The sequence below is a fragment of the Aminobacter sp. J44 genome, assembly GCF_007829415.1.
Taxonomy (GTDB): domain Bacteria; phylum Pseudomonadota; class Alphaproteobacteria; order Rhizobiales; family Rhizobiaceae; genus Aerobium.
In genome coordinates this window covers 59,214-82,484 of the sequence record NZ_VLJG01000009.1, presented here as the reverse complement: position 1 = coordinate 82,484, position 23,271 = coordinate 59,214, and the positions used below count along the sequence as shown (strand labels likewise).

At 62.2% G+C, this 23,271-nt stretch carries 22 protein-coding genes and 1 pseudogene; 20 read left to right on the top strand and 3 right to left on the bottom strand.

Annotation, left to right across the window (positions count from 1 at the left end; all coding sequences use genetic code 11):
* The first annotated feature begins 152 nt into the window (after nt 1–152).
* The 5 genes and pseudogenes from L610_RS05120 to L610_RS05100 all read left to right on the top strand — a co-directional run bounded on the left by L610_RS05120 (nt 153) and on the right by L610_RS05100 (nt 5,839).
* Complete coding sequence (locus L610_RS05120) at nt 153–689, top strand: TRAP transporter small permease (RefSeq protein WP_034330007.1); 537 nt, start codon at nt 153–155, stop codon at nt 687–689.
* A pseudogene (locus tag L610_RS05115) lies at nt 686–1,932 on the top strand (TRAP transporter large permease). The gene L610_RS05120 and the pseudogene L610_RS05115 overlap by 4 nt, the downstream one beginning before the upstream one ends.
* A 49-nt stretch (nt 1,933–1,981) precedes the next feature.
* On the top strand, nt 1,982–2,989 hold the full coding sequence (locus L610_RS05110) for a TRAP transporter substrate-binding protein (RefSeq protein ID WP_144703084.1): 1,008 nt from the start codon (nt 1,982–1,984) through the stop codon (nt 2,987–2,989).
* A 139-nt stretch (nt 2,990–3,128) separates the two neighbouring features.
* Nucleotides 3,129–4,061, top strand: a complete 933-nt coding sequence (locus L610_RS05105; RefSeq protein WP_024848309.1) for a DMT family transporter — start codon at nt 3,129–3,131, stop codon at nt 4,059–4,061.
* Nucleotides 4,058–5,839: an IlvD/Edd family dehydratase gene (locus tag L610_RS05100; protein WP_024848308.1), complete on the top strand. Its 1,782-nt coding sequence runs from the start codon at nt 4,058–4,060 to the stop codon at nt 5,837–5,839. Before L610_RS05105 ends, L610_RS05100 begins: the two co-directional genes overlap by 4 nt.
* Before the next feature lie 74 nt (nt 5,840–5,913).
* On the opposite strand, the gene L610_RS05095 is transcribed toward L610_RS05100, so the two are convergent.
* Nucleotides 5,914–6,147, bottom strand: a complete 234-nt coding sequence (locus L610_RS05095; RefSeq protein ID WP_024848307.1) for a hypothetical protein — start codon at nt 6,145–6,147, stop codon at nt 5,914–5,916.
* 271 nt (nt 6,148–6,418) lie between these two features.
* Between L610_RS05095 and L610_RS05090 the strand changes: the two genes are divergently transcribed.
* Complete coding sequence (locus tag L610_RS05090; protein WP_246658922.1) at nt 6,419–6,619, top strand: hypothetical protein; 201 nt, start codon at nt 6,419–6,421, stop codon at nt 6,617–6,619.
* A gap of 1 nt (nt 6,620) precedes the next feature.
* Here the strand turns inward: L610_RS05090 and L610_RS05085 are convergent, their stop codons facing one another.
* On the bottom strand, nt 6,621–7,544 hold the full coding sequence (locus tag L610_RS05085; RefSeq protein WP_246658921.1) for a DMT family transporter: 924 nt from the start codon (nt 7,542–7,544) through the stop codon (nt 6,621–6,623).
* A 115-nt stretch (nt 7,545–7,659) separates the two neighbouring features.
* Between L610_RS05085 and L610_RS05080 the strand changes: the two genes are divergently transcribed.
* The 4 genes from L610_RS05080 to L610_RS05065 are packed head-to-tail and all read left to right on the top strand — an operon-like array spanning nt 7,660 to nt 11,448.
* Nucleotides 7,660–8,571 carry an ABC transporter substrate-binding protein gene (locus L610_RS05080; protein ID WP_024848304.1) on the top strand — a complete coding sequence of 304 codons (912 nt, stop codon included), beginning with the start codon at nt 7,660–7,662 and terminating at the stop codon, nt 8,569–8,571.
* 8 nt (nt 8,572–8,579) lie between these two features.
* Nucleotides 8,580–9,779, top strand: coding sequence for an ABC transporter permease (locus L610_RS05075; protein WP_024848303.1), 1,200 nt, complete (start codon nt 8,580–8,582; stop codon nt 9,777–9,779).
* Entirely contained in the window at nt 9,776–10,714 is a 939-nt protein-coding gene (locus L610_RS05070) for an ABC transporter ATP-binding protein (protein ID WP_024848302.1), read from the top strand. The genes L610_RS05075 and L610_RS05070 overlap by 4 nt, the downstream gene beginning before the upstream one ends.
* Nucleotides 10,711–11,448: an ABC transporter permease gene (locus L610_RS05065; RefSeq protein WP_024848301.1), complete on the top strand. Its 738-nt coding sequence runs from the start codon at nt 10,711–10,713 to the stop codon at nt 11,446–11,448. Before L610_RS05070 ends, L610_RS05065 begins: the two co-directional genes overlap by 4 nt.
* Here the strand turns inward: L610_RS05065 and L610_RS05060 are convergent.
* Complete coding sequence (locus L610_RS05060; RefSeq protein WP_144703027.1) at nt 11,425–12,843, bottom strand: O-antigen ligase; 1,419 nt, start codon at nt 12,841–12,843, stop codon at nt 11,425–11,427. The genes L610_RS05065 and L610_RS05060 overlap by 24 nt on opposite strands.
* A gap of 285 nt (nt 12,844–13,128) precedes the next feature.
* Between L610_RS05060 and L610_RS05055 the strand changes: the two genes are divergently transcribed.
* The 10 genes from L610_RS05055 to L610_RS05010 all read left to right on the top strand — a co-directional run bounded on the left by L610_RS05055 (nt 13,129) and on the right by L610_RS05010 (nt 23,267).
* Nucleotides 13,129–14,595, top strand: coding sequence for a phosphomannomutase (locus L610_RS05055; RefSeq protein ID WP_198019542.1), 1,467 nt, complete (start codon nt 13,129–13,131; stop codon nt 14,593–14,595).
* Between the two features lie 192 nt (nt 14,596–14,787).
* The gene (locus L610_RS05050; protein ID WP_024848298.1) at nt 14,788–15,831 is read left to right on the top strand and encodes an efflux RND transporter periplasmic adaptor subunit; all 1,044 of its coding nucleotides are present in this window, start codon (nt 14,788–14,790) and stop codon (nt 15,829–15,831) included.
* Between the two features lie 2 nt (nt 15,832–15,833).
* Nucleotides 15,834–17,039: an FtsX-like permease family protein gene (locus L610_RS05045; RefSeq protein WP_144703024.1), complete on the top strand. Its 1,206-nt coding sequence runs from the start codon at nt 15,834–15,836 to the stop codon at nt 17,037–17,039.
* On the top strand, nt 17,036–17,719 hold the full coding sequence (locus L610_RS05040; protein WP_144703021.1) for an ABC transporter ATP-binding protein: 684 nt from the start codon (nt 17,036–17,038) through the stop codon (nt 17,717–17,719). Before L610_RS05045 ends, L610_RS05040 begins: the two co-directional genes overlap by 4 nt.
* A 312-nt stretch (nt 17,720–18,031) precedes the next feature.
* Nucleotides 18,032–19,342 carry a sn-glycerol-3-phosphate ABC transporter substrate-binding protein UgpB gene (gene ugpB, locus L610_RS05035; RefSeq protein WP_144703018.1) on the top strand — a complete coding sequence of 437 codons (1,311 nt, stop codon included), beginning with the start codon at nt 18,032–18,034 and terminating at the stop codon, nt 19,340–19,342.
* 80 nt (nt 19,343–19,422) lie between these two features.
* Nucleotides 19,423–20,307: a sn-glycerol-3-phosphate ABC transporter permease UgpA gene (gene ugpA / locus L610_RS05030; RefSeq protein ID WP_144703014.1), complete on the top strand. Its 885-nt coding sequence runs from the start codon at nt 19,423–19,425 to the stop codon at nt 20,305–20,307.
* Between the two features lie 55 nt (nt 20,308–20,362).
* Nucleotides 20,363–21,211 carry a sn-glycerol-3-phosphate ABC transporter permease UgpE gene (gene ugpE, locus L610_RS05025; protein ID WP_144703081.1) on the top strand — a complete coding sequence of 283 codons (849 nt, stop codon included), beginning with the start codon at nt 20,363–20,365 and terminating at the stop codon, nt 21,209–21,211.
* A gap of 12 nt (nt 21,212–21,223) precedes the next feature.
* Nucleotides 21,224–22,306: a sn-glycerol-3-phosphate ABC transporter ATP-binding protein UgpC gene (gene ugpC, locus L610_RS05020; protein WP_144703011.1), complete on the top strand. Its 1,083-nt coding sequence runs from the start codon at nt 21,224–21,226 to the stop codon at nt 22,304–22,306.
* Nucleotides 22,307–22,410: 104 nt separating this feature from the next.
* A complete protein-coding gene (locus tag L610_RS05015) occupies nt 22,411–22,761 on the top strand; it encodes an MbcA/ParS/Xre antitoxin family protein (protein WP_144703008.1) in 351 nt (116 codons plus the stop codon).
* 8 nt (nt 22,762–22,769) lie between these two features.
* Nucleotides 22,770–23,267 carry an RES family NAD+ phosphorylase gene (locus L610_RS05010; RefSeq protein WP_024848290.1) on the top strand — a complete coding sequence of 166 codons (498 nt, stop codon included), beginning with the start codon at nt 22,770–22,772 and terminating at the stop codon, nt 23,265–23,267.
* The last annotated feature ends 4 nt before the right edge of the window (nt 23,268–23,271 follow it).

The following is a 23,271-nucleotide window of genomic DNA, read 5'->3' as shown; positions in this document are numbered from 1 at the left end:
ATACGCTGTCATTTAACCGTTTGTCTAGCCGGGACTTCGATTACTCAGCCGGCTCGGGGAGAGGATCGGCCGTTTACTTCAACGGACGCCCCTAGGGAGGAAAATGACCGTGATTTGCAGGAAACCGCTCCTGAAACCGGCGGAGCTTGTCCGTGCATAGGGCGACGGGTGCTGCCACGCGCATCATCGAGCTCGTCATGGTGGCGCTGCTCGCAGGCATGGCGCTGATGGTCTTCGTCAACGTCGTGCTGCGCTACGGCTTCAACTCCGGCATCGCCATCTCCGAGGAGATGGCGCGGTTCTTCTTCATTTGGCTGACCTTCATCGGTGCCGTCGTCACCTTCCACGAGAACGGCCATCTCGGCGTCGAGACGATGGTTCGCATGTTCGGGCGGCAGGGTCGCGTCATCTGCATGGCGCTGACCAACATCCTCATCATCTTCTGCTGTGCCATCCTGTTCTGGGGCACCTGGCTGCAGATGCCGATCAATGCGTCGATGCATGCGCCGGTGAGTGGCATGCCGATGATCGCCGTGTTCGGCGTCGCCTTCTTCACCTCAGTCGGCATTGGCCTGATCGCCCTTGCGCGCCTAATCCGCATCCTGACCGGCAGGGTCACGGAAGCAGAGATCGCTGCTTTCGTCGGCGACTATGACGACATCGAAGCTCTGACGGGACGCGGCGAATGACAATCATCGTATTCCTCGTCGCGCTCCTCGGCGCCATGGCCATTGGCGCTCCGATCGCCTTCGCGCTGATGTTCTGTGGCGTCGCACTGATGACCTATATGGGCATCTTCAACACGCAGATCGTGGCGCAGAACATGATCGAGGGCGCGAACAGCTTCATCCTGCTCGCCATCCCCTTCTTCATTCTCGCCGGTGAGTTGATGAATGCGGGCGGACTATCCAAACGCATCATTGACTTCGCGATTGCCATGGTCGGCCACCGCCGGGGCGGCCTGGGCGTCGTCGCGGTCATCGCCGCGCTCATCATNCGGCGGCGCTTGCCGCCATCCTCATCCCGATGATGCGGACCGCCGGCTATGACGTTTCGCGCTCGGCCGGCCTTATCTCGGCTGGCGGTATTATCGCCCCGGTCATTCCGCCGTCGGTTGCGTTCATCGTCTTCGGCGTCGCAGCCAACGTCTCGATTACCCAACTATTCCTCGCAGGCATTGTACCGGGCCTGATGATGGGCATCGGCCTGCTGATCGCGTGGCAGATCGTCGTTCGGCGCGACAATGTCGCGGTTCTTCCCAAGCAGAGCTGGGCCGAACGCCGCCGTGCAACCACCCGCGCGGGCTGGGCGCTGCTCATGCCGGTAATCATTCTGGGCGGCATTCGCTTCGGCATCTTCACGCCTACCGAAGCTGGTGTCGTCGCCGCCGTCTATGCCCTTTTCATCGGCCTTTTCGTCTACCGCGAACTTAAGTTCAGCCAGCTCTACGGCGTGCTGCTGCGCGCTGCAAAAACGACAGCCGTCGTGCTGTTCCTGGTTGCATCCGCGCTTGTCTCGGCCTGGCTCATTACCAGCGCGAACATCCCGGGAGAGATCAGCGGCATCCTGAAGCCGCTGATGGGCCACCCAACGCTGCTGCTCATCGCGATCATGGTCGTGGTGTTCATCGTCGGCACCGCGCTCGACCTGACCCCGACCATTCTTATCATGACGCCGGTGCTGATGCCGATCATCCGCCAGGCGGGCATTGATCCGGTCTATTTCGGCGTGCTGTTCATCATGAACAACTGCATCGGCCTGATCACCCCGCCTGTCGGCGTCGTCCTCAACGTGGTCAGCGGCGTCGCCCGCGTGCCCATGGGGCGCGTCATCATCGGCGTGCTGCCGTTCCTGCTCGCGCACTCGATCGTGATGTTCCTGCTCGTGTTCTTCCCTCAGCTTGTGACCGTCCCGCTCGCATGGCTGCGATAGGATCGCCTTTCGATAACGAAAACAACCAGTGGAGGAGACTGCAATGAAATTGAAATCGATACTGATGGGCACGGTCGCAGCCGCGATCGCCATTTCGAGCACCCTGCCCGCTCGCGCGGAATTTGCCGACCGGACGCTTCGCCTCTCGAACGGCGTCAACCAGGACCACCCAGTTGGCAACGGCGTCGAAGCGATGCGCGCCTGCCTGAATGAAAAATCCGGCGGCAAGATGAAGATTGCCGACTTCTGGGGCGGAGCTCTCGGTGGTGACCTACAGGCCACGCAGGCGCTGCGCTCTGGCACGCAGGAAATGGTGGTGACCTCGTCCTCACCGCTCGTCGGCATCATCCCGGCGCTCGGCGTCTTTGACCTGCCCTTCCTGTTCGCCAACGAGCAGGAGGCCGACGCCATCCTCGACGGCGAATTCGGCAAGTACATCTCCGACATGCTGCCGGAGTTCGGCGTCATTAACCTCGCCTATTGGGAAAACGGCTTCCGCAACCTGACCAATTCGAAGCGCCCGGTTGAGAAGTGGGAAGATCTCGAAGGCATGCGCGTGCGCGTCATGCAGAACAACATCTTCCTCGACACTTTCGCCAACATGGGCGCGAATGCGATGCCGATGAGCTTCGGCGAGGTCTACTCGGCACTCGAGACCAAGACGATCGACGCACAGGAGAACCCGTTCGTCACCATCGACACCTCGAAATTCTACGAAGTGCAGGAGTACCTTTCGGTCACCCGCCACGCCTACACGCCGTTCCTCGTCCTTTTCTCAAAGCCGATCTGGGACACTCTCGCCGATGACGAGAAGGCTGCTCTCCAGGAATGCGCTATTGTCGGCCGCGACGAGCAGCGCCGCGCCAGCCGCGCCCTCTCCGATAAGTCGCTGGAGAACGTGAAGCAGGCGGGCCTCAAGGTGAACGAGGTCGCGCCGGAAGAATACCAGCGCATGGTTGAGAAGGCACAGTCGGTCTACGCCAAGCATGCCGAGAGCATCGGCAAGGAAGTCGTGGAACGAATGCAGGCTGCCCTCGCGGAACTGCGCAAGCAGTAATATGAAGTTCTGATGGTGAGGCAGAATGCCTCGCCATCACTTTGAGAAGTCGAGTCATGTCGCCCTTGAGCCCTGGTTCCGGATCTAAAACTGTCCCCGCAAGCAGCTTGGGCGACAATTCGGCAAGAAAGTTTCGCCCATGACCGCCGCGGCTGCTGCGCGCTCGCAAGCAGGCCTGTCTCCCGCGGCACGCGGCATGCTGGTCATGCTGCTTGCCATGTTCCTGTTTTCGCTCAACGACGCGATGGGCAAATGGCTGGTCTCTACCTACACCGTCGGCCAGGTGCTGTTGATCCGCTCCGCATTTGCGCTCGCCATCCTGGCACCCTTCGTCTGGCGCGCAGGGCTTTCTTCTCTCGTCTGCGTCGAACGGCCCTGGCAGCAGCTTGCCCGTGTTGTTTGTTCGACCGTCGAGGTGTTCTGCTTCTACTATTCGGTGTCGTATCTGCCACTCGCGGACGTCGTCACCTATTGGCTGGCGGCTCCGATCTACGTCGCAGCAATGTCCCCCTTCCTGCTCGGCGAGCGCGTCGGCCCGATCCGCTGGACCGCCATTGCCATCGGCTTCATTGGCGTTGTCATCGCGCTGACGCCGTCCGGCACGGTTGAACCGCTTGCGATCGGCGCTGCGATAGTCGGCACCCTCGCCTTCGCGCTGATGGTCGTCACTGGCCGCACCTTGCGCGGCACGCCCGACAAGACGTTGGTGACCTTCCAGCTGCTTGGCTCGCTCGCGGCGGGGCTCGTACTTTCACCATTCGGCTGGGTCACGCCGACGGCGCCTGACTTCATCCTGCTCGGCGCGCTCGGTGTGGTCGCTATGTTCGCACATATCTGCGTGAACCGTGCCGTGAAGCTGGCGGACGCTGCGATCATCGCGCCGTTCCAGTACACCATGCTGCCGTGGGGCATCATCCTCGGCTGGCTATTCTTCGATGACCTGCCGCGACCGGTGATGCTGATTGGCGCTGCCATCATCACCCTCTCGGGTCTCGTCATTTACATTCGTGAACGCAAGCAGCAGCGCTCCAATAGCGTTGTTGCCGATACCATTTCCGGAGACATTCCATGAAGAAGCTGCGCTCTCGCGCCTGGTTCGATACGCCGGGCAATCCCGACATGACAGCGCTCTACCTCGAGCGCTACATGAACTACGGCATCTCGCGTGAAGAACTTCAGTCGGGCAAGCCGATCATCGGCATTGCGCAGACTGGATCGGACCTTTCGCCCTGCAATCGCCATCACGTAGTCTTGGCCCAGCGCATCCGCGAGGGCATTCGCGAGGCCGGCGGCATCGCCTTCGAGTTTCCGGTTCATCCGATCCAGGAGACTGGCAAGCGCCCGACGGCGAGCCTCGACCGCAACCTCGCCTATCTTGGGCTTGTGGAGGTTCTGTACGGCTACCCGCTCGATGGCGTGGTGCTCACCATTGGCTGCGACAAGACCACCCCCGCCCTGCTGATGGCCGCCGCAACCGTGAACATTCCGGCGATCGCCTTCTCGGTGGGGCCGATGCTCAACGGCTGGCACCGCGGCGAGCGCACCGGCTCCGGCACTATCATCTGGAAGGCGCGGCAGCTGATGGCGGCTGGCGAAATCGGCTACGAGGAGTTCATCGACCTCGTCGCGAGTTCGGCTCCCTCCGTCGGCTACTGCAACACGATGGGCACCGCCTCGACCATGAACTCGCTGGCCGAAGCGCTTGGCATGCAGCTCCCAGGCTCGGCCGCGATCCCCGCCCCGCACCGCGACCGTGCTGAGATGGCCTGGCGCACGGGCAAGCGCATGGTCCAGATGGTGCATGAGGACCTGAAGCCGTCCGACATCTTGACCCGCAAGGCTTTCGAGAACGCAATCGTCGTCAACTCGGCAATCGGCGGCTCCACCAACGCACCGATCCATATTGGCGCGATTGCGCGCCACATGGGCGTCGACCTGCCGCTGCAGGACTGGCAAACGATCGGCCACGACGTGCCGCTCCTCGTCAACCTGCAGCCGGCCGGCGAATATCTTGCCGAGGACTACTACCGCGCCGGCGGCGTGCCGGCGGTGATCGGTGAACTGATCCGCCACAACCTCATCCACGAGGATGCGTTGACGGTGAACGGCAAGACCATTGGCGAGAACTGCCGCAATGCCGTGAGCGAAAACCCGAATGTCATCCGCAGCTTCGACAACCCACTGGTTGAGCAGGCAGGCTTCCTCGTCTTGAGAGGCAACCTGTTCGACAACGCCATCATGAAGACGAGCGTGATCAGCAAGGAGTTCCGCGAGCGTTACCTGTCGAACCCGGACGACCCCGATGCCTTCGAAGGCCGTGCGGTGGTTTTCGACGGGCCAGAGGACTACCACGCCCGCATCGACGATCCGTCACTCGAAATCGACGAGCACTGCCTGCTCTTCATGCGCGGCACCGGGCCGATCGGCTATCCGGGTGCGGCGGAGGTCGTGAACATGCGTCCGCCGAGCTACCTCATCAAGAAGGGCATCCACTCGCTCGCCTGCATCGGCGACGGGCGCCAGTCGGGCACGTCAGGCTCGCCCTCGATCCTCAACGCGTCGCCGGAAGCGGCCGCGGGCGGTGGGCTTGCCATCCTGCGCACGGGCGACCGCGTCCGCATCGACCTGCGCAAGGGCGAAGCAAACATGCTGGTGCCTGAGGAAGAGCTGGAACGTCGGCGTGCCGACCTCACCGCCAATGGCGGCTACAAGTACCCCGCTCACCAGACGCCGTGGCAGGAGATCCAGCGCTCGATGGTCGACCAGCTCGGCAACGGAGGCGTGCTCAAGCCGGCCGTCGACTACCAGCAGATTGCCCAGACCAAGGGCTTGCCGCGCGACAATCACTGATCGCGCCCTCAAGACGAACGATGGCGCTCGATTGAGCGCCATCCAATTGCATTCAGCTTTACAGATCCGGCTATCTATAGCTTTGCGTCGTCGCCGTTGGTGTCGAACTCGATCGGGTATGGCAGCTGGCTGGCCGACTGCAGGACGAGCTCTTCGAGATCTTCAAGCGCGATATTTAGATGCTCATGCTTGCGCCTGAGCTGTTCCGCAACGACGGGGACGTTCACGACCCGATTGGTCGCCATCGCTTGCCGAACCAGTTCCGCAAGATCGGCGTTGAGTTCAGGCATGTCGAGCCTTTTCATCATTGACGGCTCCTTTCTGTGCATGACCGAAGCATGACTGGGACTGACCGGAAATGCAAGGGTAATATCTGATATTTGTTATTTATTTTCAATAAGTTAGCAATATGCACCAACTGCTTTATCTGGCCCTCTTGCGTCCATTGCAGGCCTTTAGACCAAGCTATACTTGACGCTGGTTCCGGCGGTTCCTAACTTTGTGCAATTAGCATCACTTACTCATCCCGTTCAGGGGGATTCGTTGGCTGAAATTTAACGCCAGGAACGCCTTCAGATCATGCTGACTGCCGAAGAACTGGCGGCGCTTGAAGACTGGCGTTTTGAACGACGCATGCCGAGCAGAGCAGCGGCGGTGCGCGAACTTCTGCGCCGCGGTCTTGCCGCGGAGGGCAAACTCCCGGCCAAGCCAGGAGCCAAGTCGGGGGATTACGGCGTTCTCGAGCCCGATATTCAAACGGAAGAAAAGGACGCTGGCTAGTTTAGCCGGCGTTATGCTCCTGTGCCTGTTGCGCCAGCGCAGCGCGCCGCCGCACGCGCTCGCGCCAGAAGGTGAACAGACCTGCGCCGACCACTATCAGCGCTCCGATGATAACGTTGGTGGCGAGCGCCTCTCCGAACACCACAAGGCCGACAATCGAAACGAACGGGAACTGGAGGTAGGCGAATGGCTGAACGCTCGAAGCGTCCGCTGCGTCGTAGGCCTTGATCAGCATCCAGTGACCGACCATCGCCAGCACGCAGAGAAGCGCCAGCCACCCTGCCTCACGCACCGCAATGGGCTCCCAGTGTAGTGCAGCGATTGGTGTGATGATCACGGCGCCGAACACGCCGGTCCAGAAGAAGCTTACCGCAGCGCTGTCACCCGCGGCCACATAGCGCGTCAACACGCTGTAGATGGCGAACAGGGTGGCGGCTGCGAGCGGCACGAGGGTCCACAGGCTAAGTACCGCCTCATTCGGATTGATGATCACCAGGACGCCGATGAAGCCGACGAAGATCGCCAGCCAGCGGCGCCAGCCGACTTTCTCGCCGAGGATGGGCACCGAAAGCGCGGCGATGATCAGCGGGTAGCTCACGAACACAGCGTGGGTGGCGATCAGCCCCAGCTTCACGAACGAGAACATGATCACGACGATCTCGGCAATCATGAACACTGCGCGCAGGATCTGCATCACCGGATACGCGCTCGCCACCGCGGTACGGAAGCCTCCCGGCCTGCGCGCCGCCCAGATCAGCGCCAGTGCCGCATAGACCCAGAAGCGCACCATGACGATCATGTAGACGCTGATGTCTTCCGCCAGATGGCGAGAGATGCCGTCCTGGATCGCGAAGATCAGGCAGGCCGCCGTCATGTAGAGCATGCCGGCGCGGTTGTTGGACTGGCGATGTACGGGAGGGTTCACGGTGGGGGTCCGAATCTTTGTCGTGGGCGGTTCTTAGCACCAATCTCCATGCGGAATGCAACCAGATGCTCGCTCGTGCGTTGCGCTCCAAAATGTGTCCGTTGGGAGAGGGTCCATGCTGGCAGTGAAATCCTTTGCAGGGGCGGCGCTTGCGCTGTTCGTTTCGTTGACGCCGGCGCAGGCGCAGGTGGTCGTCAGTTCCAAGATCGACACGGAGGGCGGCGTCCTCGGCAACATCATCCGGTTGGTCCTCGAGCATGGTGGCATTTCTACAACCGACCGGATCCAGCTCGGCGCAACTCCGGTCGTGAGGAACGCGATCATCGCCGGAGAGATCCACATCTACCCTGAATATACTGGCAATGCCGCCTACTTCTTCGATAAGGCAGACGAGCCGATCTGGAAGGACGCTCAGAAAGCCTACGAGGAAGCGCGCAAGCTGGACTACGAGGCAAACCAGATCGTCTGGTTGACAGCCTCGCCCGCCAACAACACCTGGGGCATCGCGGTCAGGCAGGAACTCGCCCAGGAAAACCACCTCAAGACGCTGTCAGACTTCGGAAAATTTGTCAGCGACGGCGGCAAGGTCGTGCTCGCGGCCTCTTCCGAATTCGTGAACTCGGCTGCCGCGCTGCCCGCCTTCCAGAGCACCTATGGTTTTGAACTGAAGTCCGGCCAGCTGATCACCCTATCCGGCGGCGACACGGCAGCTACCATTGCCGCCGCGGCGAACCAGACCAGCGGCGCGAATGCGGCCATGGTCTATGGCACGGATGGCGGCATCGCCTCGTCCGGGCTCGTGGTGCTCGAGGACGACAAGAACGTGCAGCCGGTCTACCAGCCAGCTCCGATTGTGCGCGAGGATGTTCTGAAGGAGTACCCGCAGATCGAGGAACTACTGAAGCCTGTGTTCGAAAGGCTCGACCTCGAAACCCTGCAGGAACTCAACGGCCGCGTGCAGGTGGGCGGTGAAGCCGCGAACGCAGTCGCGGAAGACTTCCTCAAGACGAACGACCTCCTGAAATAGGCGCCGCGGTGGCGACCACTGCCGCAAGTGCCACCAAGCAACCAGCCCTGCACATCGACAAACCCGGTCTTCTCGTTGCAGGGCTGGCGCTCGTTGCGCTGGTCTTCCTGCCGTTCGCGACGTTTCGCGCCAACCGCATCGTACCTGGCGACGCGGTAGCGCTCTGGAACGCCGTGCCCCATTCGCTTGCGATCGTGGCCACGCTCGTCATCGCCGTAGTCGCGGCCCTCAGCCTCGTCAGAAGCCACCCGCTCCCCCGTCTGGCAATAGGCGCCGGCATTTTGGCGTTCCTGTTCGTGCTGATCGGCCTCAGCGGCACCCACCTTACGCCCGAAGGCGACCGCCTCGCGCGAGTTTCACCCGCCTCCGGCTTTTGGCTGCTTGTCTTTGCGTTCGGCCTTCTGGTGACGGACGCTCTCTCCCGTCTCGCGGCCGGTCCGCTCATCCGATTGCTGCTTCTCGCAGGCTTCTACCTTTTGCTCGGCGGGGGGCTGACGATCGGTCTTTGGGATGATCTCTCCCTGATGAAGGAGTACGCCAACCGCGCTGCGAGCTTCTGGAACGAAGGGCGAAGCCATCTTCTGCTGGCAGTCGGCTCAGTGGCCGCGGCAATCCTTACCGGGGTGCCGATTGGCATCTTTTGCCATCGCGCGCCGTCATTGCGCGGCGCTGTGCTCAACGTCCTCAACACGATCCAGACCATCCCCTCGATGGCAATGTTTGCTCTGCTGATTGCCCCGCTCGGCTGGGTGGCAGCGAACGTTCCTGGCGCCAGCGCCCTCGGCATTCGCGGCATCGGCGCCGCCCCTGCCTTCCTTGCGCTCTACCTCTATTCGCTGCTTCCGGTGGTCGCGAACACGATCGCCGGTCTCGCGGGTGTAGCACCAGACGTCCGCGAGGCCGCTCGCGGCACGGGCATGACATCGCTGCAGCGGCTGATGAAGATCGAGTTCCCGCTCGCGTTGCCAACGATCCTGACCGGGGTGCGCATTGTCCTCGTCCAGAACATCGGCCTCGTCACCATCGCCGCGCTGATTGGCGGCGGCGGCTTCGGCGTTTTCGTCTTCCAGGGCCTCGGCCAGATGGCGGCTGATCTCGTCCTGCTCGGCGCACTGCCGACGGTGTTGTTGGCCTTCTCCGCGGCCGTCATTCTCGACGTGCTGATCGAGCTTGCCTCACCGCCACCATCAGGGGGCAGCGCGCGATGATCGAGATCGAGGGCGTCGGCAAAAGCTTCAACGGCCTTACCGCCGTCGACGACATCACCATGACGATCAACGCCCACGAGTTCGTGACCATCGTCGGCATGTCGGGCTCGGGCAAGACGACGCTCCTTCGTATGATCAACCGGCTGGTCGAGCTCGATCGCGGCACGATCCGCATCGATGGCGTCGACAACAGAAACGTACCGGGGCCGGAGCTGCGCCGCTCGATGGGCTACGTGATCCAACAGCATGGCCTGTTTCCTCACCGCACGGTCGCGGAAAATATCGCCACGGTGCCCCGTCTGCTCGGCTGGGACCGTCGACGCATCAAGGCACGCGTCGATGAACTGCTGTTGCTGTTTCAGCTTGAGCCCGAAGTCTACGGCCCGCGCTATCCGCACGAGCTGTCAGGCGGCCAGCAGCAGCGCGTGGGTGTCGGCCGCGCTCTTGCCGCGCAACCCAACATTCTCCTGATGGACGAGCCCTTCGGCGCCCTCGACCCGATCATCCGCAATAAGGCGCGGGAAGACCTTCTGGCGATCCAGAAGCGGCTCGGCACCACGATTGTCATGGTGACGCACGACATGGAGGAGGCACTTGCGCTGGGCAACCGCATCGCAGTCATGGATGCGGGCAAGCTGATCCAGTACGCCGATCCCGCGGAAGTTCTGCGGTATCCTGCGAGCGCTTTCGTCGAATCCCTTGTCGGCAAGGCCGAGCGGCCGTTCCGGCTGCTCTCCTTCAGCCGCGTCGCCGACATCATGGAAGCCGGCCCTGCGGAGGGCCCGGCCGTTTGCAGCGATTTGTCGCTGCGTGACGCCCTTGCCGAGATGCTGTGGCATGGGGCTTCCAGCCTTCCCGTCGCTGACGGGAACGGCGACCTGCTCGGGCGCATCACCCTCGAGGCACTGACACGGAACGGGGCGGGACCGGGATGAAGTGGCTGCCGACGCTGCTCCGCGCCCTCGCCTTTTGGCTTCTGGCCGCATTTCTGGTGACGCCCCGTTCGTTCGCTCCGCTCTTTTCCGGCCTGGCGCAGGGCACCGCTCCCGCGATCTACGACCGCGCCAGCCTGCTCATGCTGGCGGCGCAGCATTTGGCGCTCGTTTTTGTCGCGACGGTTGCTGCCGGCGTTCTGGCTATCGCTTTGGCCATTCTTGTCACCCGCAGGTTCGGCACCGAGCTGCTGCCCTTCGCCCGCAGCGTCGTCAACATCGGCCAGACCTTTCCGCCCGTGGCGGTGCTGGCGCTGGCCGTACCCGCGACCGGCTTTGGCGTGGTGCCGACCTTCCTCGCCCTTTTCCTCTATGCGATGCTGCCAATCTTCGAAAACACGCTAACGGGTCTCACCAATCTCCCCCGCGACGTGCAGGAAGCGGCCAGGGGCGTCGGTATGACGGGCTGGCAGCGCCTCTTTTCGGTCGAGCTCCCACTCTGTCTGCCATTGATCCTAGCCGGCGTTCGCGTTGCCGCCGTCATCAGCCTGTCAACCGCGACGATCGGCTCGACGGTCGCCGCGCCGACCCTCGGCGAAGTCATTATCGCCGGGCTTCAGTCCAACAACCTCGCCTTCGTCCTCCAGGGGGCTCTGGTCGTCGCCGTGATGGCGATCCTCATCCACGACGCGCTGTTCGCGCTGGAGCGGCATCTAGCTGTTCGTGGTACTTCTTGAAGGGCGTCGAGGCCTGTTGCGCGCCCTCCGCTTGTCCACCGCAGGTGGTTCCTCGCAATCCAGGATCCAGAATCCGCTGCCTAGGAGAAAAACGAACAGGATATACGTCGATTCCCAATAGTGGACGGCCCATCCCGCGATGAAAAAGCTGGCCATGGTGTACATATAGGCGGCTCGATAGGCCTTCAGCTTCTCATCGGAAAGCGGTTTTCGACCGATCTGATACAGAGCAGGAATGAACGCCGCGAAGGTGAGAACACCTCCCAGAATGCCGTGCCGAACGGCATTGATGATCCAGTACATGTCGATGCTTTCGGTAAGCCAGTCCGGCTTCTCCCACATGCCCAACCCCGTTCCCCATAAGGGATGGTTGAGGATCGACTCGGTCCCGTACTGCCATGTGAGCGTCCTGATGTACGCGGAGTGCTCATCAAACGCGAACAGCGAAATCAGAATGACGGCTAGCGACCTGTTCGCGAACAGCTCCGTGAGAATGAAGAGCGTCACGCCACCCGCAGCCATCAGTCCCCACTTCATCGGGACTCGCGCGAAAACCCGGTTCCATACCATCAAGCCGATCTGTGCGACGACGGACGTCAGCGGACCTGACGACAGCGAGAGGAATGACGTGAAGAAGACAAGCCCTGCCTTCATGAGGCGGTTGAAAAGTGGCTTCCCATACCCGAGGACCAGCCACGTCAGCGTGAGGGTGCAGCCGATGGTCAGGCCAAAATGAATCGGATGAAGAAGATTGACTTGCGCGCGGTTCAGCCCCCAGCGCAGCGGCATGCCTGCATCACCATAGGTCGGCAGAACCATCCGAAAGGCCTGCATGATCAGGTTGCGTCCCGTGACCGACTCGATGAGCGCAAAAGGCAGCAGAATGACGGTGATGATGAAGAGCATCCGGACCGTCCGGTAGAAGGTGTCCTCATCGCGGATATAGCAACGCGCGACAAGGAAGCCGCCCATCGTTTCGATGAAAAAAATGCCGACCGGTTCGACCGAGAAATCTACGCCGTGCACGGCCACCATCGCCACGCCGGCCCAGATGCAAAGGAGAAGCAGCGCAATATCCGTCATCCGCTTCCGCCCGGCGCCGCCGGACCACCAACGGTAGAGCAACAAGGGTACCAGCAGCAGAAGTACGATGCGATATGGGGTCAGGCGCACCGGCCCTAGCGGTATGATCCAGGGGATCTGCAGGGAAAACAGCAGCAGGAACAATGGAAGCGGGAAGGGCTTCCTGTCGGTCCTTGCCTCGCCCATGGTGCGCCCATGGCTCCTTCCGAATGGTCCTGCACGACGCGGCCGCTTCGACAACGGCGGGGCGGGGATGGTCATCGCATCTGCCTGCGCGCTGGCTGTCATTGCAAGAGTCTGAGGGTTGGGCATCGCGATCACCTGATCGCTGAACTTAGGCGCCTAGCCCAGGCGAGCTAAACCTGTTCTTTGGAGGTAGCGAACAGACTGAGGGAAGTAGGAGGCTGCAACTTCACAGCCCATTCTTCTGCTTACTCACCGACGCAGAAGTCCGCGGCCTTCGCAGAGCCCCGTACTCGCAGCAATCCATGCGAAAACAGACCAGGCATTGCCTGATCCCGTTCCTCCCGATGAGGCCTCTGTCATATGATTGACTGGCCCCGCTCACAATCCTACCGTCGCGCTGTGGAGGGGACATTGCTGACCGTCGATGAACTTATCGCAGGAAGTGGGGCCGCATTTGGGACCAGCGGGCTGCGTGGGCTGGCGACGAGCCTGACGAACAGCATCGTTTGGGGTGCTGTGACAGGCTTCCTTGAGTTTCTCCGGCAAGAGGGCGAGTTTCATTCCGGCCCTGTAGCTGTCGCTGGCGACCTGAGGGAGAGCACGCCGAGGCTGCTGCAGGCCTGTGCGAGAGCAATTCGGGACGCTGGCGGTCAGCCTGTCTTCTGCGGCTTGATCCCTACGCCCGCCCTTGCTTACTACGCTTTCGCACGAGGCATTCCCGCTATCATGGTGACGGGCAGTCACATCCCGGCGGAGCGAAACGGCATCAAGTTCCACCGTTCCAGCCGCGAAATCCTCAAGGATGACGAAGCAGCGATCCTGCGCCAGCCGGTGCCCGTGGAGCGTTTCCGCTTCACCGCTGGCGAAACGCTGGAGGCGGTTGCTCGACATCCCGAGGCAGACCTTATCGCAGATCTGTATGTCAGCCGATATCTCGATTTCTTCGGTTCTTCCACGCTCCAAGGCCTGAAGATCGGCGTTTGGCAGCATTCGGCCGTCGGGCGGGATATGCTCATACGGACACTTCGTGAACTGGGCGCCGTGGTCGTTCCGTTGGGACGCAGCGAAAGCTTCGTGCCTGTCGATACTGAGGCAATACCTCCGGACCTTCGCCTACAGGCAAAAGCATGGGTGAAGGAACACAGGCTGGACGCGATTGTCTCGACCGACGGTGACTCCGACCGGCCGATGCTCGCGGATCAGACCGGGGAGTGGCTGCGCGGAGACACTATTGGCCTATTATGCGCGCGGGAACTCGGCGCAGAGTGCGTTGTGACCCCCATCAGCAGCAGCACCGCGCTTGAGCGCAGCAGCCGTTTCTCACGCATCATACGAACCCGGATCGGCTCCCCCTACCTCATCTCCGCCATGCTTGCAGAGCGGGAGAGGCGCAGCGGCATCGTCTGCGGCTACGAGGCCAACGGCGGTTTCGTCCTCGGCAGCACGATCGAGCGAAATGGCCGGGTCCTTACGGCGCTGTTGACCCGCGATGCAATGCTGCCGCTTCTTAGTGTCCTGACCACATTAAGAGGACGAACAGTATCAGAACTGTGCGCTGAGCTTCCCCAACGCTTTACATACAGCGACCGGCTGCGGGATTTTTCCAATGAGAACAGTCTGGAAATTGTGAAGCAATTAGCTATTAACGCGGCAGATCCGCAGAGGAGCCCGCTCTTCAAGCGGTTGTACAGCCACTGCGGAGACCTCCTCAGCGTCGATCAAACTGATGGCGTCCGCATGACCTTCGCCAGCGGCGACATCATTCACTTTCGTCCGTCGGGAAATGCACCCGAACTTCGCTGCTACACCGAATCCGATTCAAGCGCCCGAGCAGAAAAGCTCAATGCTTTCGCACTGGACATGGCACGCGGCTCCTAACGCCCCCGCAATTCATCCTTGGCCCCCTCTGAGAGCACGGTTCCCGCATGGATGAAATGCAATCCCGGCGGATTGTCGGGCCCTTCCGCGTCATTATATTGCCGGGAACCTGAACGACGGCTGGCGGGTTGATCGCGCCATCGGGGCGGGATTTTCAATGAGCATCAGCTGGCGGGTTCGAGGCGGCACGATTTGAGAAAGCGTTGGGTTCTTGTTGTTGCTGTCCTTGCAGTTGCCGCAGCCTGGGCGGGCTATGCCCGACCGTGGGAGGAAAAGCCCATCGCCGTTGCAACCGAAACAGTTAGCGCCGGACCCGTTTCGCAGGTGCTGGCGGTCAACGGCCGCGTTGCGGCCCGGCATAGCGTGACGGTCCGCGCGGCGGTTTCAGCCAAGGCAATAGAGCTGCATGCCGATGAAGGCGACAGGGTGAAGGCGGGTGACCTGCTCGTTACGCTGGACACCGCCCTCGTCAAGGCGCAGGTCGATGAGGCTACCGCCGCCCTCGAAGGCCAGCGCAGCAAGGAGCGCCAGGCCGAAGTGACAGTCGCACGCGCCAAGGCGCTCGGAGTAAACAGCCCCCGCTCTGCGCTGGAAGATGCCGAGCTTTCGCTGGCTAGCGCCGTCAAGGAGACGCAGCGCCTCGCGGCGGTGCTCGAGCAGATCAGGGAACAGGCTTCGCAATACCTGATCCGCGCGCCGATCTCCGGTGTGATCCTCACCCGAGGCGTGGACCTCGGCCAGCTCGTCGACACGCAGAGTGAGCTGTTCGTCATCGCCGACACCAGCGAACTGGTGGTGGAGGCCGACATCGACGAACTTTATTCCTCCCACATCCGCGAGGGGCTGAAGGCGCTGCTGCAACCAGTGGGCGCGAGCGTCGCTCAGGAGGGCACCATCACCTTCGCGGCGCCCAAGGTCGATCCGTCGACAGGCGGACGCAAGGTCAAGATCTCACTCGACAGCGACGGATCGCTGCCAATCGGCCTTACGGTTAACGCCAACGTGATTGTCAGGGAATTCGACAGCGCCCTGTCGCTGCCGCGCAAAGCGATCATCACCGAAGGTACCCAGAGCCACGTTCTTGTCATCAGCGATGGCGTCGCGTCGAAGCGCGAGGTCAAATTTGCCGACTGGCCGGCCGAGCGTGTCATTGTCACCGAAGGTCTTACCGAAGGAGATGTAGTGATCCTCGACCCCGGCTCGGTGAAGCCTGGCGCGAAGGTCGCGGCGGGCTAGACATGCTCTATGCGCTGAAATTCGCCCTGCGCTATCTCGGCTCCAGCAAGCTGCAGACGGGACTTCTGGTGCTGGGCGTTGCCATCGGCGTGTTCGTCTTCGTGTTCATCAGCGCCCTGATCGGCGGCCTCGGCATGTTCCTCGTTGACCGAACCGTCGGCGACATCTCACATGTCACCATCGAGGCGCCAAGCCGCGATGCGACCCTGATTTCGGCAAGGCCCGATACAGCAGCAACCGTCTACCAAAAGGCAGTCGGACAGCGCGAAGTGCTGCGCACGGCCGATGCTTTCCTGCCTATGCTCGAGGCGATGGACGGCATCCGTGCGACCTCGCAGCAGATCGTCGGGAACGGCTTCATTCTGCGGGGTCAGTCGCGCGCGCCGGTCTACGTCAAGGGCGTCGAGGCCGACAAGGTTTCGGCCATCTCCGACATCGACGGCCATCTCATTGCCGGCTCGGCCCGGACGACCAATTCGAGCATCATCATCGGTGCAACGCTCGCTTCTGACCTTGGCCTGCGCGTCGGCCAGGTCATCAACCTGCAATCAGATCGCAATGTCGAGCGCGCGCTGATCATCGCCGGCATCTTCTCCGTTGGCGTCGAGACCCTCGACTCGCGCACTGCCTTCGTCAGCCTCGCGGCGGCGCGCTCATTGTTCGACCTTGACCAGGGCGTCAGCCGCATCGAGATCAAGCTCGACGACCTCAATGCAGCCGAAAGCTACGCCCAGCGCATTGCCGCAATGACGGGACTCAAGGCAACGCCCTGGACCGAAAACAACGCGCAGCTCCTTGATGGCCTTCGCGCCCAGAAAAACTCCGGCGACCTGATCAAGGCCTTCTCGCTGGTCACTATCGTCATTGGAGTGGCGAGCGCGCTGCTGCTGTCCACCTATCGCCGCCGCCCGGAGATCGGCATCATGCGCGCGTTTGGTGCAAGCCGCGTCTTCGTTGTCGTCGTTTTTGTGATCCAGGGCATCCTCGTCGGCCTGATCGGCGGCGTGCTCGGCGCAGGGCTGGGTTACCTCGTCATGTCGCCGTTTCCGGTCCCGGAACAGGCGACATCCGGCTCCTTGCCGATCGACGTGCGCCAGGGCGACTACCTTGTGGCCGTTCTCCTGACCGTCCTCGGCGCCATGGTCGCATCGATCCTGCCCGCGCGAGCCGCCGCCAGGGTGGATCCGGTCGAGGTAATCGGCCAATGACGGCGCTGGTCGAGGTCCGCGATCTGGTTAAAACCTTCGGCGAAGGCGAGACGGCAACACGCGTTTTGCGTGGGCTCGACCTGACGCTTGTTGAAGGCGATCTCGCGGCATTGCTTGGGCCTTCGGGTTCCGGCAAAAGCACGCTGCTCACCATCCTCGGCACACTGATGCGCCCAACATCCGGAAGCCACACGATGCTCGGGGAGGACATGACGAGCGCGAGCGATGCGGCGCTGACCGAATTCCGCAACCGCCACATCGGCTTCGTCTTCCAGTTTCATCATCTGCTGCCCGATTTCACGGCGCTCGAGAACGTGGTCTTCCCTACTGCCGTCAATAAGGGACGGGAGACGCGCGAGGCACGCGAGCGCGGCGAGGATCTGTTGCGCCGAGTGGGGCTGGGCAACCGCATCCACTTTCGCGCGACGCAACTCTCGGGCGGACAAAAGCAGCGCGTGGCAATAGCGCGGGCGCTGATGAACCAGCCGGAGCTGGTGCTCGCCGACGAGCCGACCGGCAACCTCGACCGCGAGTCTGCAGGGCAAGTCATGGAGCTGATCCGCGAGATCAACGAGACTGAGAAGACGACCTTTCTCATCTCCACCCACGACGAAAAGATCGCTGCAGCGTGCAAGCGGCAGATCAAGGTGGTCGACGGCAAGGCTGTCGCCGAAAGCTGACGGAAGGGGATTCGCGTCCCCTGCAAGCGGCAACATTACAAGCTTTCGCTCATAGGCTTTTCCCACCTTTGGCCCTGACGCAGGCTGCGCTTACACAGCCTGAGCGGCGCCTCGGGGGCGCGCAAGTCTTTGTTTCGCTTGGTTTCGCTTTTGCTTCGCACTGCCCTAAAAGTGAAACAGCACAAAGAAAATCAAAACGGTTGTGAAACTGTCACATAGAGACAATACTACCGTCTGCGGAACCGGCGCCGAAGCATCGCCAAAGCATAGCTGCGGCCCGGCCTTCGCCAACTAATTGGGAGCGAGACAAATATGAAAATTCAGGGCTTCGCGGCGGGCATCGCCGCAACTTTCACCATTCTCTCGACGTCGACTGCTTTCGCAGTCACCGAGATTTCGTGGTGGCATGCGATGACCGGTGCCAACAATGAGGTCGTCGAGACGCTTTCGAAGGAATTCAACGAGAGCCAGAGCGAATACAAGGTGACGCCCGTCTTCAAGGGCACCTATCCCGAGACCCTCAACGCAGGCATCGCCGCATTCCGCGCCGGCCAGGCTCCGCACATCATCCAGGTGTTCGACGTCGGTACCGGCGTGATGATGGCCGCCGAGGGCGCCGTGAAGCCGGTCGCCGACGTCATCTCGATGGGCGGTTCGCAGTTCGACAAGAGCCAGTACCTGCCCGGCATCGTTGCCTACTACTCGAAGCCCGACGGAACGATGCTGTCGTTCCCGTACAACTCCTCCTCGCCGATTCTGTACTACAACAAGGACATCTTCCAGAAGGCCGGCCTCGACGCGGAAAACCCGCCAAAGACCTGGCCGGAAGTCTTCGAGGCAGCCAAGAAGATCAAGTCGAGCGGCGCGGCTCAGTGTGGCCTGACCTCGACCTGGCTGACCTGGATCGGTCTCGAGAACTTCGCTGCCTGGAACAACCTCCAGTACGCGACGCATGAAAACGGCCTTGGCGCAACCGACGTCGAGCTCACCGTCAATACCGAGCCGTTCGTCCGTCACTTCCAGAACATTGCCGACCTCGCCAAGGATGACACGTTCCGCTATGGCGGCCGCACGTCCGAGGCCAAGCAGCTGTTCCTGTCGGGCGAATGCGCGATCATGACCGAGTCCTCGGGCGGTCTCGGCGACGTGATCAAGTCGGGCATGAACTACGGCCTCGGCCAGCTGCCATACTATCCGGATCTCGATGGCGCTCCGCAGAACACGATCCCGGGCGGCGCCAGCCTCTGGGTGTTCGGCAACAAAAGCGACGAAGAGTACAAGGCAGTCGCAGCCTTCTTCAACTTCCTGTCGCAGACGGAAATCCAGCAGCGCCTGCACGAAGTATCTGGCTACCTGCCCGTGACGCTGGCAGCTTACGAGGCCACCAAGGCTTCCGGCTTCTACGAGAAGAACCCGGGCCGTGAGATCCCGATCCAGCAGATGATGGGCAAGGAGCCGACCCCGAACTCGAAGGGCGTGCGCCTCGTCAACCTGCCGCAAGTCCGCGACATCCAGAACGAAGAGTTCGAGAAGATGCTCGCCGGCGAGCAGACTGCCCAGCAGGCTCTCGACAAGGCCGTCGAGCGCGGCAACGCGGCAATTCAGCAGGCCCTCGGCAACTAAAGCCAGCTTTGCTGATTAATGGACACCCGCGCCGCGTGCGCGGGTGTCCGATGCTGTCCACGCCAGCTTGAGGAGACCCCTTGTCCCCACGCGTCGTCTTTCCTAACAAGGTGCTGCCCTACCTGCTGCTCCTGCCGCAGCTCGCTATCACCATTGTGTTCTTCTACTGGCCCGCAAGCCAGGCGCTTTACCAGTCGGTGCTGCGAGAAGACCCGTTCGGTCTCAAGAGCACCTTTGTCGGCTTTGCGAATTTCCGCCGGGTGCTGAGCCAGCCGAGCTACATCGACAGCGTCCAGACCACCGCAATCTTTTCGGTCTCCGTGGCCTTCATCGCCATGGTCATCGCGCTGCTGCTCGCCGTCATGGCCGACAAGATCATTCGAGGCCGCGGCTTCTACCGCACGCTGATGATCTGGCCCTATGCGGTTGCTCCGGCAATCGCGGGCATGTTGTGGCTGTTCATGTTCAACCCGACCATGGGCACCTTTGCCTACATGCTGCGCTCCGCCGGTATTCAATGGGATCCATTGCTGAATGGTCCCCAGGCGATGGCTTTGGTCATCGCGGCAGCGGCATGGAAGCAGATCAGCTACAACTTCCTGTTCTTCGTCGCCGGGCTGCAGGCCATCCCTAAGACGCTGATCGAAGCAGCCGCCATCGATGGCGCGGGAGAGACCAAGCGTTTTTGGACGATCATCTTCCCGCTGCTGGCGCCAACCACGTTCTTCCTGCTCGTCATCAACACGACCTACGCCTTCTTCGACACCTTCGGCATCATCCATGCTGTCACCGGTGGCGGCCCCGGCAAGGCGACCGAAACGCTGGTCTACAAGGTCTACAACGATGGCTTCGTGAACCTGAACTTCGGCGACTCCGCCGCTCAGTCGGTCATCCTGATGATCATCGTGATCCTGCTGACCGCTTTCCAGTTCCGCTACGTGGAAAGGAAGGTGCACTATGGCTGATCTCGCACAACCGGCCACCCGCGCCGCCGCGCTCGGGCGCAAGGAACAGGGTGGGATGCTCGGCATCAGCCGCGGCTCGCGCTATACCGCGCATGCGATCCTGATCATCGGCCTGCTGATCGTCGCCTTCCCGATCTACTACACCTTCGTCGCCTCGACCCACTCGTTGCAGACGATCCTGCGCCCCCCGCTGCCGCTGCTGCCGGGCGGACGGTTCTGGGAAAACTACACGACGGCGCTGTTTGGCGGCATTGGCCGCATCGGCGGCGTCGACGTCAGCACCCTGCTCTTCAACACGACGGTGGTGGCGCTGGCGATCGCAATCGGCAAGATCATCATCTCGATCCTGTCCGCCTTCGCGATCGTCTTCTTCCGCTTCCCACTCCGGATGTTCTTCTTCTGGGTGATCTTCGTGACCCTGATGCTGCCGGTGGAAGTGCGCATCCTGCCGACCTACAAGGTGATGGTCGATCTCGGCCTGATCGACACCTATACGGGGCTGACCCTGCCGCTGATGGCGTCGGCGACGGCCACGCTCCTGTTCCGGCAGTTCTTTCTCACCATCCCCGGCGAACTGGTCGAGGCCGCGCGTGTGGACGGTGCCGGACCATGGCGGTTCTTCAAGGACATCCTGCTCCCGCTGTCGAAGACCAATATTGCGGCTTTGTTCGTGATCCTCTTCATCTACGGCTGGACGCAGTACCTGTGGCCCCTGCTGGTCACCAACCGCAACGACATGAACACCATCGTCATCGCGCTCAGGAAGATGATCTCCTTTGCCGATGCAGACACCCAGTGGCACCTCGTCATGGTCACCTGCGTGCTCGCGATCCTGCCGCCGATCCTGGTGGTGGTGCTGATGCAGCGCTGGTTCGTGAAGGGCCTGGTCGAAACCGAGAAGTGAGAAACGCAGCTTATGGCAACAGTTGAACTGAAGGATGTCCGCAAGGTCTATGCCGGCCGCGTCGAGGCTGTGAAAGGCGTGTCGATCTCGATCCCAGATGGCGCGATGTGCGTCCTCGTCGGCCCCTCAGGCTGCGGCAAGTCCACCCTGCTTCGCATGATCGCGGGGTTGGAGGAAATCACCGAGGGCACCGTCTCGATCGGCGGCGAAGTCGTGAATGCCCGAGGCCCAGCAGAGCGCGACATCGCGATGGTGTTCCAGAACTACGCGCTCTATCCGCACATGAAGGTATACGACAACATGGCCTACGGCCTGCGCAACCGCGGCATGGACAAGGCCGAAATAGACCGGCGCGTGCGCGAGGCAGCAGCGACACTCGGCCTTGCTGATTTCCTCGAGCGCAAGCCGCGCGAGCTCTCGGGCGGCCAGCGCCAACGTGTTGCGATGGGCCGCGCCATCGTGCGCAGCCCCAAGGCGTTTTTGTTCGACGAGCCGCTGTCGAACCTCGACGCAAAGCTGCGCGGGCAGATGCGCATCGAGATCAAGAACCTGCAAAAGTCGCTGGGCGTCACCAGCGTGTACGTGACCCACGACCAGGTCGAGGCCATGACGCTCGCCGATGCGCTGGTGGTGATGAACCAGGGCCGCGCCGAGCAGATCGACACGCCGCTTGCGGTTTACGAGCGCCCTGCGAGCATTTTCGTCGCCGGCTTCATCGGCTCGCCGGCCATGAACCTTCTGCCCGCCAAAGGTACCGAAAACGGTCTGGCGCTGGCCGCCGGCGGCACGGTGAACCCGAAGGAAACCGCACTGCCCGCTCCCGGCCGAGACGTGCTGCTCGGCATCCGCCCCGAGCACATGACGCTGGTGAACGATGCCACCGCCGCCGACCTCGAACTCAAGGTGACGGCGGTCGAAACGCTGGGCGCCGATACGCTGGCCCATGGCTATCCGCTGGCGAGCAACGGCAGGTCAGAGCCGCTGATCGCGCGCCTGCCAGGAAGCGTCCGCGTGAGGGACGGCGACGTGCTGCCGCTCGCCGTCCAACCCGGCATGGCGCACATTTTTGACGCCGCGACGGGTCTGCGGATCTGACGACGACGCGGTGCCACGACCTCCGCTCAGCTCATTCCTTGAATGCCGCTGTTTCTGACGCTATATTTCGTCAGAAACAGCGGCATTTTTCATGAGGTGATCCCATGGGCCTGGCACAATACGCAGATGACGGCATCTTTTCGCCGCGCAAGATCGCGGAAGTGCTGCGCACGACCAGCGAGGAGATCGCCCGCAGCGCGGGCCTCGGCAAGGACGCCATCCAGCGCAAGGACCGGCTGCGCTCGGACAAGACCCAGCGGCGCCTGCGCGAGGTGACCGAGATCATCAACAAGGTCGAGCCGCGCTTCGGATCGGCCCTGATGGCCTATGCGTGGTACCGCTCCGAGCCCCTGCCCGGCTTCTCCGGCCTCACGGCAATGCAGTTGGTGCGCGAGGGACGTGCCAACGAGGTGCTCGACTATATCGACGCCGTCGACGCCGGCGTTCACGCCTGAGCCGCCCCTTGCGTTATCAAGGCACCCTCTACCGGGCGATCAATCCCGTCTACGCGCGCGAGCCGCTGTCCGGCCGAGGCGCTGAACTGTATGGCGGACGCTTCAACCGCAAGGGCACGCCCGCCCTCTACCTCTCGCTGAGCATCATGACCGCGCTGCGCGAGGCCAACCAGGCCGGCAGCCTGCAACCGACAACGCTCGTCTCCTACGACGCCGACATCGGCAACGTCTTCGACAGCCGCGACGACGACGCACTTGATGTTTTCGGCATGGATGCCGTGGGTCTCGCCGATACGACCTGGCGCGACCAGATGCGGATTAGGGGAGAGGCGCGCACGCAGGCGTTTGCGCGCGAACTTGTCGAGGCCGGCTATCACGGGCTGCTGGTACGCAGTTTCGCGAAGGGCGCGACGCCGGAGGACCTCAACCTCGTGGTGTGGCGCTGGGGCGCGGGCGCCCCAGCACGGCTTACCGTCATTGACGACGAAGGCCGCCTGTCCCGCTAGGCGA